The following is a 1,467-nucleotide window of genomic DNA, read 5'->3' as shown; positions in this document are numbered from 1 at the left end:
CGGCGAGCGGCGGCCGGCGCGGTTCACGGCGACGGCGCGCCGCGCTGCCGCGCGAGCGAGAGCACCGCTTCGGCTTTCTCGCGGCGTCCGGCTTCGAGCGCCGGCGCGTGGGCATAGATCGCGAGCGCTTCGCGCGCGCGGCCTGCGGCCAGCGCCGCATCGCCCTGGGCCAGCGCGACGCGCGCGGCGACGACGAGCAGATGGCCGTACTTCGGATCGTCCGCCGCGATGCCGGCCGGTGCGAGACGCAGCGCTTCGTCGATCGCGCCGCCGGCCTCGATGGTGCGTCCGGCACGCTCGTAGCGACTGGCGAGATTCGACAGCTGCATGGCCAGGCGCGGGTAGTCGTCGCCCATGACCTTGCGCGTCAGCGCGACGGCGCGCTCCTGCGTGCGTGCGCTCGCGGCGAGCTCGCCGATCTCCTCGAGCAGATAGGCGTAGTTATTCAGCAGGATCGACAGGTCGAGTTCGGGCAGCGGCGTCAGTCCTTCGCCGAACGCGATCGCCTGGTCGTAGGCCGCGCGCGATTCGGCGAAGCGGCCGACGCCGTCGAGCGCGTTGGCGAGGTTCGACAGGTTGACGAGGCGGTCGCGCGGCTTCACGCCGCCGAGGCGGTCCTTCAGGGCGAGCGCTTGCTGCGCCAGCGGCAGCGCTTCGGCATAGCGGCCCGTGTCGTTGAGCAGCGCGGCCAGATCGTTGAGCAGCTCCGAACGCAGGCGCTGGCCGCCGTCGTCGCGCCTGCACTCGGTCAGCGCCTGGCGATACAGCGCCTCGGCCTGGGCGTAGTGCGCGAGGCGCCAGTGCAACTGCGCCTGCGCGCTCAGCACGCGCGCGTACTCGGTGCCGCGCTCGGCCGCGCGCAGCAGCGCCGCGCGTTCGAGCTGCGCCGCGGCCGCGTCGTTGCGCTCCAGCGCGAGATAGGCCTCGCCGATCGCGCGGCGCACGTCGGCTTCGAGCAGCGGCTCGCCGGCGAGCTGCTGCGGAATCGCTGCGGCGGCGCGGTCGACCGCGTCGACGAGCAGCAGCGGCTTGCCGCCTTCGTAGGGATTGGCGTTGCCGATCATGTCGGTCAGGAAACGATTGGCGAGCTGGGCGCGTTCGCCCTCGCGCGCCGCACGCTGCGCGGCCAGTGCGGCCAGCGCGAGACCGAAGGCGAGGGCGACGACCGCTGCCGTGGCCGCCGCGACCGGCAGACGGTTGCGGCGCAGGAACTTGCCGAGGCGATAGAGCCGGCCGCCGGCGCGGGCCTGCACGGGGCGGTCGTCGAGCCAGCGCTGCAGGTCATCGGCGAAATCGCGTGCCGAGGCGTAGCGCCGTGCGGGTTCGGCCGCCGTGGCCTTGGCGACGACGCGTTCGAGATCGCCGCCGACGCGCCGGCGCCAGTCGGCGAGCTGGCGTGGCGCGAGGCCCAGCGCCGCCGCGTCGGCGCGCGCAACCAGCGCCGGCGGCGGCGCGTCGGCGATGTGC

1 protein-coding gene is annotated in these 1,467 nt (G+C 74.5%); it reads right to left on the bottom strand.

The window, feature by feature from the left end; genetic code table 11:
• Positions 1–23 precede the first annotated feature (23 nt).
• Positions 24–1,467: tetratricopeptide repeat protein (locus NON22_RS24230; RefSeq protein WP_257389546.1), on the bottom strand; the 1,444-nt coding region annotated here is incomplete at its 5' end.

The organism is Tahibacter caeni (assembly GCF_024609805.1).
Classification (GTDB): domain Bacteria; phylum Pseudomonadota; class Gammaproteobacteria; order Xanthomonadales; family Rhodanobacteraceae; genus Tahibacter; species Tahibacter caeni.
The sequence above is the reverse complement of the archived record's forward strand: the minus strand, read 5'-3'. Positions and strand labels throughout refer to the sequence as shown.